The organism is Flavobacterium sp., assembly GCF_043779715.1.
Taxonomy (GTDB): domain Bacteria; phylum Bacteroidota; class Bacteroidia; order Flavobacteriales; family Flavobacteriaceae; genus Flavobacterium.
In genome coordinates, this window is the sequence record NZ_JAYWDT010000233.1 from 1 (window position 1) to 5,886 (window position 5,886).

A 5,886-nucleotide genomic window follows, 5' to 3' on the forward strand; every position below is an offset into this window, starting at 1 on the left:
TATAGCTTACAAAAGTAATTTTGTCGAAATATTTTTGAACATCCTTAAGACTTTCTACAGGAACACTTTCTCCAAGATAGATGGTTTTATATCCATTTAAAATTAATTCGTAATTTAGATACATTAATCCAAGCTCGTGAATTTCGTTTGATGGTAAATATAAAACAAAAATTTTATTAGTTTTTGTTGGATCTAAAACCTGTATTTTTTCTGTATTTGTTATGAGTTTTTGTTTTATCAAGTTGCTAATAAAATGTTCGTGAGCAATAGTTATAGTATTCGATTGCCATAGCAAACCTATTTCGTTCATGAGCGGAATAAAAACTTCATAAAAAACATCTCTAAAAGATTTTTCGGATAATAAATTATTGTAAGTATTGATGAAAAGTGTTTGATCAAAATTCATCATAGCCATTTTAAACGCATTTATAGCATGACTTTTGGTACTTTTTTCAGAGACAATTTCTCGAACCAATGCAGGGATTTTATCAGGAGATAATTTAGATATCCGAGATATTTTGTAACCATAATCATGAAGCAAAGTAATGTTTAACAGCTTTTGAAGATTATGAATGTCATAAAGACGAATATTGGTATCGGTTCTCATGGGTTCTAATATGGCATATCTTTTTTCCCAAATGCGAATGGTGTGTGCTTTTATCCCCGAAAGGTTTTCTAAATCCTTTATGCTAAATATATTTTTAACTACGTTCATCTTTTTTACATAAATGTTAAACAAAATTAAAAAATTATTTGCTTGAATTGTTTATATTTGTTAAAATACTTTCAAAAAAACCAATGAAGCACGATTATATCTTTGCAGGAATAGGATTAGCAAGCCTCATGGTTTTAGATAAAATGTTAGATGCTAAGCTTTTAGAAAGTAAAAAGATATTGTTGTTAGAATCAAATAATAAAAATTCTAATGACCGAACTTGGTGTTTTTGGGACAATAAACTTGGTGATTTTGATGATTTAGTTTCAAAAAAATGGGAACAAGCTTTGTTTATTAATGATAAACAAACCATCGAATGTCTTTCTGATAATGCAAATTATAAAATGATAGAATCAATTCGTTTTTATAATTATGTTTTAGATAAACTAAAAAAATATCCAGAAATTGTCTGGAAAAAAGAAAATTTTATTTCTTTTGAAGACAAAGGCTCGGAAGTAATTATAACTTCTAATGTTGCTAAATATAGTACTGCTATATTTTTTAATAGTGTTTTTGATGTATCTAAAATTGAATATAATAAAAAGTATCCCTTACTAAAACAGCATTTTATAGGTTGGTTTGTAAAAACTACGGAGCCTATTTTTGATGCTAATTATGCAACTTTTATGGATTTTTCAATTCCACAAAAAGGGAACACACGATTTATGTATGTTTTGCCATTTTCCGAAACACAAGCATTAGTCGAATACACGTTGTTTTCTGCTAATTTGTTGCAAGATAACGAGTATGAAGAGGCAATAAATAATTATCTAAAAGAAAAAGGAGCAACTTCTTTCGAGATTATTAAGAAAGAACAAGGAAATATTCCTATGACGGTTTTTCCTTTTTGGAAAAATAATTCGAAGAATGTTTTGCATATAGGAACAGCTGGTGGTTGGACAAAAGCCAGTACTGGTTATACTTTTAAGAATACTATAAAGCAATCAGGAAGACTGGTTTTGTTATTAAAAAATAAAACAATCGATTTTAGAAATTTTAATAAACTAAATAGGTTTTTATTTTACGACACACTTTTTGTTCGGGTTTTGTACAAGAATAACGATTTAGGAAAAAAAATATTCTCTAACATGTTTTTAAAAGTGCAACCAAAAAAAATATTTAAATTTTTAGATGAAGAGTCTAATCTAAAAGAAGAGTTAGAAATTATATTGGCTTGTCCTAAAATACCGTTTATAAGATCGTTGTTGAGATTTAAATGGTAATTATTATTAGGAATAAGGTCTGTCTTTCTAGCAAAAAAATACTCCAGAAATAATCAAAGTATTTTGATTATTTCTGGAATATTTTTTTTGTGACCACGGCGGGAACAGAACCCCTGTATTTATGTAAATCTTAAAAACCTTAAATGCTTTTATTTATAACGCTTAACAGACTTCATTATTCATTTAGATTTATTAAAATTCAATTAAATTTACATTTCGTTGACTAAATGTTGGCTAATTATATTACATTTGTTTTGATTAGAACATCAAAATATAATGGCAAAGATAAAATTTTTACTGCAAAGCAAAAGCGAAAATTCAAACATTTATGCGCGCTATTCTATAAATAGAGCCACCGTTTTAAAGCGTAAAACTGGTTTTATTATTAGTGCCAAAGATTGGAGCATTGACAAAGCCCAACCCAAAATGGGCAGAGAGGATTTAAAAATATTAAAATCAAAACTAGACAAATTAGCCATATTTATAAATGATGCCCATAACGAGGGAATAAGTAAGGGAATTGAATTTAATGGTGATTGGTTGCAACTGCAAATTGACACTTTTAATAATAAAATTGCAATTGTTGAACTTGATGTTTTAACAAACTATATTCAAAAATTTATTGATGATGCACCCTACAAACAGAACGCAAAAAAAGAACTTGGATTGAGTAAAGGTCGTGTGCAAAATCTAAAATTATTCAAAAAAACAATTTTACGTTATGAAACAGAGATATTTAAAGGTAAAAACATTCTAATCAAAGATATTAATTTGCTATTTGTTGAAAAATTCAAAATATGGTTGTTCAACAAAGGCTATTCTGTTAATTATGTAGGGAAAAATATCGCAAACATTAAAACGATTTGTATTGATGCTCATAAAAACGATATTGAAATATCAACTCAGCTAAAAAATGTTAAAAAAATTTCAGAAAGCAAACCACCAGAACAAATAATTACTTTAAATGAAGATGAACAGGAGCTTATAAAAAGAGCACCATTAATACGAGAAGCATTAATTAATGCTCGTAAATGGATATTATTAGGTTGTTTGATTGGACAACGTGGTGGAGATTTGCTAAACATTACCAATAAAAATATAAAAGAATTAAATGGTATTAAGATAATTGAACTAAAGCAACAAAAAACTGGGAAACTGGTTGCTATTCCATTATTGCCTGATGCACTTGAGATAATCGAAAATGATTTCCCTTATAAAATCTCGATTACACGTTTTAATGAATACATAAAAGACGTTTGTGAAAGCGGCGGACTTACCCAGATGGTCTTCGGCAGTAAATCAATAACTACAAAAACAGGGAAAAAAATAATTTCAGAAAAAACAGGGGAACTAATAGACGAAAAAATAAAACTGAACGTTTCGGGAATGTATAAGAAATATGAATTAATAACCTCACACGTTTGTCGTCGCTCATTTGCAACCAATTTTTATGGACGCATACCAACACCCATATTAATGAATATTACAGCGCACGGAACAGAAAGAATGTTTTTGAATTATATTGGAAAAACCACTTATGATAATGCATATCAAATGTTAGAATATTTCAGTAAGTTAGCTCCTAGAGATAAAACGCCTGTTATGGAAGTTATTAAAAATACTGCCAATTAAATACAATGAATCAGATAAAAAACTAGTTTTTAATATAATGAATTACGAAAAAATATATCAGGATTTTTATTCTAAATATTACGATAAAGCAGAAGTTTTAATCAAACTGCTTTTTATAAAAAAACAGAATCAAAACAAGACATTTACAAATTCACTAAATGAGACAAGAAAATATTTGTATAATTATGCAACAAATAATTTACTTGTAAATAATAATGAAAGTCTAAAAGAATTGTATCGGATTTTTGACAATCGTTACCGCGTTTATGCCACTAACCAAATACAAGAGATTTTTTCTGATGAAATAAAAACTGGTTTTGATAAATTAAAAGTTTCGGAACTTCCAAAAAATTACAGCTTCAATCGACTTGTTTTTGAAATTGCTCTACTTGAAGCTTTGAACGAAATTTCAAGATTACTTTCTAATAACGCAAGATTATTTGAAATGATGTATAAATTAAATGAATTTGATTTATTTGAAATTCGATTTTATAAAGATTTAGGATTAGAAGAGTATCCTGATTTTCAAAGATTGTTTTTGAAATTATATCCAAAAAATGAAACCTCTTTTGTAGAAAATGAAAATATAATAACGCCAAAAACTAAAATAGTAGATTTAAAAATAGACTCTAAACCTACTTTCAATAGAAACCATTGGAATGAAAATTGTTTTAATTTATTCTATTATTTAGTTGGTAACTATGAGAAAAAAGGTAAAATAAAATTTATTAATATCTTTTATTTTCTTAAAAATGATGTTGATAAAAACAAGTATGCTTTTAGCTTTACTATAGAGTTATATAAAGATTTTATTCAATCAAATTTTGATGTTCAATTAACAAAATTTGAAAAGGCAGAATATGAATATATTGACAAAGTAATTCCAATTTTAAACGGCTTTGAACAGGATTTTCGTAAAACAGTTTAAATAGATATAATATGCTCAAATAATACCTAATTAATACCGTTTACACCCCTTTTTTGCCTCCATAATGGTAAAATATCATTGCAATTCACTTTAAATGAATTACAATGAATCAGATTTTATTAAACGGCATCACTCTTGAGCAATTAGTCGAAGCACTCGCTTCATTATTAAAACTCCAACAAGCAGAGCAACCACAATTGCAACCTGAAAACGAACTTTTAACTCGGGAACAGGTTTGCAAATTACTATCAATCAACAAGACTACGCTTTGGAAACACACTAAATCAGGTAAACTTAAAAGTTTAGGACTGGGTAATAGAGTGTATTACAAAAAAACCGAAGTTTTGGAAGCTGTCAAACATTTAAACCAATAATGGCAATGCAAAGCGACAATCAAATTTACATTTCAGATGCTTTAAGTCATTTGAGTGGCTTAAAAACCGATTTTGCAAGGTTACGGTTGGATTACAATAGAGATAAACAACTGGTTTATACAATCGGAAAATATATTGAATCCTGTGAATTAATCGGACAACTTATAAAAGGCTATGATAACTATAATTTCAAATTGTTATCAAACAATATCAATAGCGTTTTATTAAAAGATGCTGAATTGCACGGTGTTTTAATCACAATCAGAAAAAGTAGACACATTGATAACTTTGACCATTCAAAAATGGCATCAATAATTTTTGAAATATGAAAAAATATATCCGTGTCGGAACAGAATATTTCAAGGAAGTATTATGTCCCCTAATGAGTGGCGATAATATGAAATCATTAATAAAATGGAATAAAGCCACCATTATTGATGATTTTGGAAAAGACAGTTTAAAAGACATAAAAAAATATGAAACTTTCTGCACATTCCCTTCGCATACTGATTATCAAAGAGAAATTAATAATTTTTACAATAAGTACGAACCACTTTCTTACTGTGTGAGCCAAAAAGGAGATTGGGAAAATATAAAACTATTTCTTCAGCATCTTTTTGGTGAGCAATATGAATTAGGATTGGATTATTTAACGATTCTTTGGAAACATCCCAGTCAAATCTTACCCATATTGTGTTTAGTAAGCGTGGAGAGAAACACAGGTAAAAGCACCTTTCTAAAGTTCTTAAAATTGATTTTTGAGGGCAATATGACAATCAATAAGAACGAAGATTTTAGAAGCCGTTTTAATTCCGATTGGGCTGGAAAATTAATTGTAGCTGTTGATGAAGTTTTACTGGACAAAAAAGAAGACAGCGAACGCATAAAAAACCTCTCAACCTCTAATCATTACAAGCTAGAGGGCAAAGGAGTTGACAAGGCTGAAATCGAGTTTTTCGGCAAGTTTATTCTATGTTCAAATAATGAAGAGAACTTTATTAAGATTGACGATTT

General features: G+C 28.3%; 7 protein-coding genes. 6 read left to right on the top strand and 1 reads right to left on the bottom strand.

The features are described 5' to 3' along the window. On the bottom strand, positions 1-715 hold a 715-nt coding region (locus ACH2BG_RS11205), incomplete at its 3' end, for a B12-binding domain-containing protein (protein ID WP_395047780.1). Positions 716-798: 83 nt separating this feature from the next. On the opposite strand from ACH2BG_RS11205, the gene ACH2BG_RS11210 reads away from it, so the two are divergent. The 6 genes from ACH2BG_RS11210 to ACH2BG_RS11235 form a co-directional block, all read left to right on the top strand. Next, the gene (locus ACH2BG_RS11210) at positions 799-1,938 is read left to right on the top strand and encodes a lycopene cyclase family protein (RefSeq protein WP_395047781.1); all 1,140 of its coding nucleotides are present in this window, start codon (positions 799-801) and stop codon (positions 1,936-1,938) included. A 276-nt stretch (positions 1,939-2,214) separates the two neighbouring features. Next, entirely contained in the window at positions 2,215-3,570 is a 1,356-nt protein-coding gene (locus tag ACH2BG_RS11215; RefSeq protein WP_395047782.1) for a phage integrase SAM-like domain-containing protein, read from the top strand. A 37-nt stretch (positions 3,571-3,607) separates the two neighbouring features. Beyond that, positions 3,608-4,498, top strand: coding sequence for a hypothetical protein (locus tag ACH2BG_RS11220; protein ID WP_395047783.1), 891 nt, complete (start codon positions 3,608-3,610; stop codon positions 4,496-4,498). A gap of 104 nt (positions 4,499-4,602) precedes the next feature. Beyond that, the gene (locus ACH2BG_RS11225) at positions 4,603-4,872 is read left to right on the top strand and encodes a helix-turn-helix domain-containing protein (protein ID WP_395047784.1); all 270 of its coding nucleotides are present in this window, start codon (positions 4,603-4,605) and stop codon (positions 4,870-4,872) included. 5 nt (positions 4,873-4,877) lie between these two features. Continuing rightward, positions 4,878-5,201, top strand: coding sequence for a hypothetical protein (locus tag ACH2BG_RS11230; protein ID WP_395047785.1), 324 nt, complete (start codon positions 4,878-4,880; stop codon positions 5,199-5,201). Continuing rightward, on the top strand, positions 5,198-5,886 hold a 689-nt coding region (locus ACH2BG_RS11235), incomplete at its 3' end, for a primase-helicase family protein (protein ID WP_395047786.1). The genes ACH2BG_RS11230 and ACH2BG_RS11235, both read left to right, overlap by 4 nt.

Excerpts from the sequence above, each read along its gene's own strand:
- ACH2BG_RS11210 (WP_395047781.1), top strand. The coding sequence starts at position 799 with ATGAAGCACGATTATATCTTTGCAGGAATAGGATTAGCAAGCCTCATG.
- ACH2BG_RS11215 (WP_395047782.1), top strand. The coding sequence starts at position 2,215 with ATGGCAAAGATAAAATTTTTACTGCAAAGCAAAAGCGAAAATTCAAAC.
- ACH2BG_RS11220 (WP_395047783.1), top strand. The coding sequence starts at position 3,608 with ATGAATTACGAAAAAATATATCAGGATTTTTATTCTAAATATTACGAT.
- ACH2BG_RS11225 (WP_395047784.1), top strand. The coding sequence starts at position 4,603 with ATGAATCAGATTTTATTAAACGGCATCACTCTTGAGCAATTAGTCGAA.
- ACH2BG_RS11230 (WP_395047785.1), top strand. The coding sequence starts at position 4,878 with ATGCAAAGCGACAATCAAATTTACATTTCAGATGCTTTAAGTCATTTG.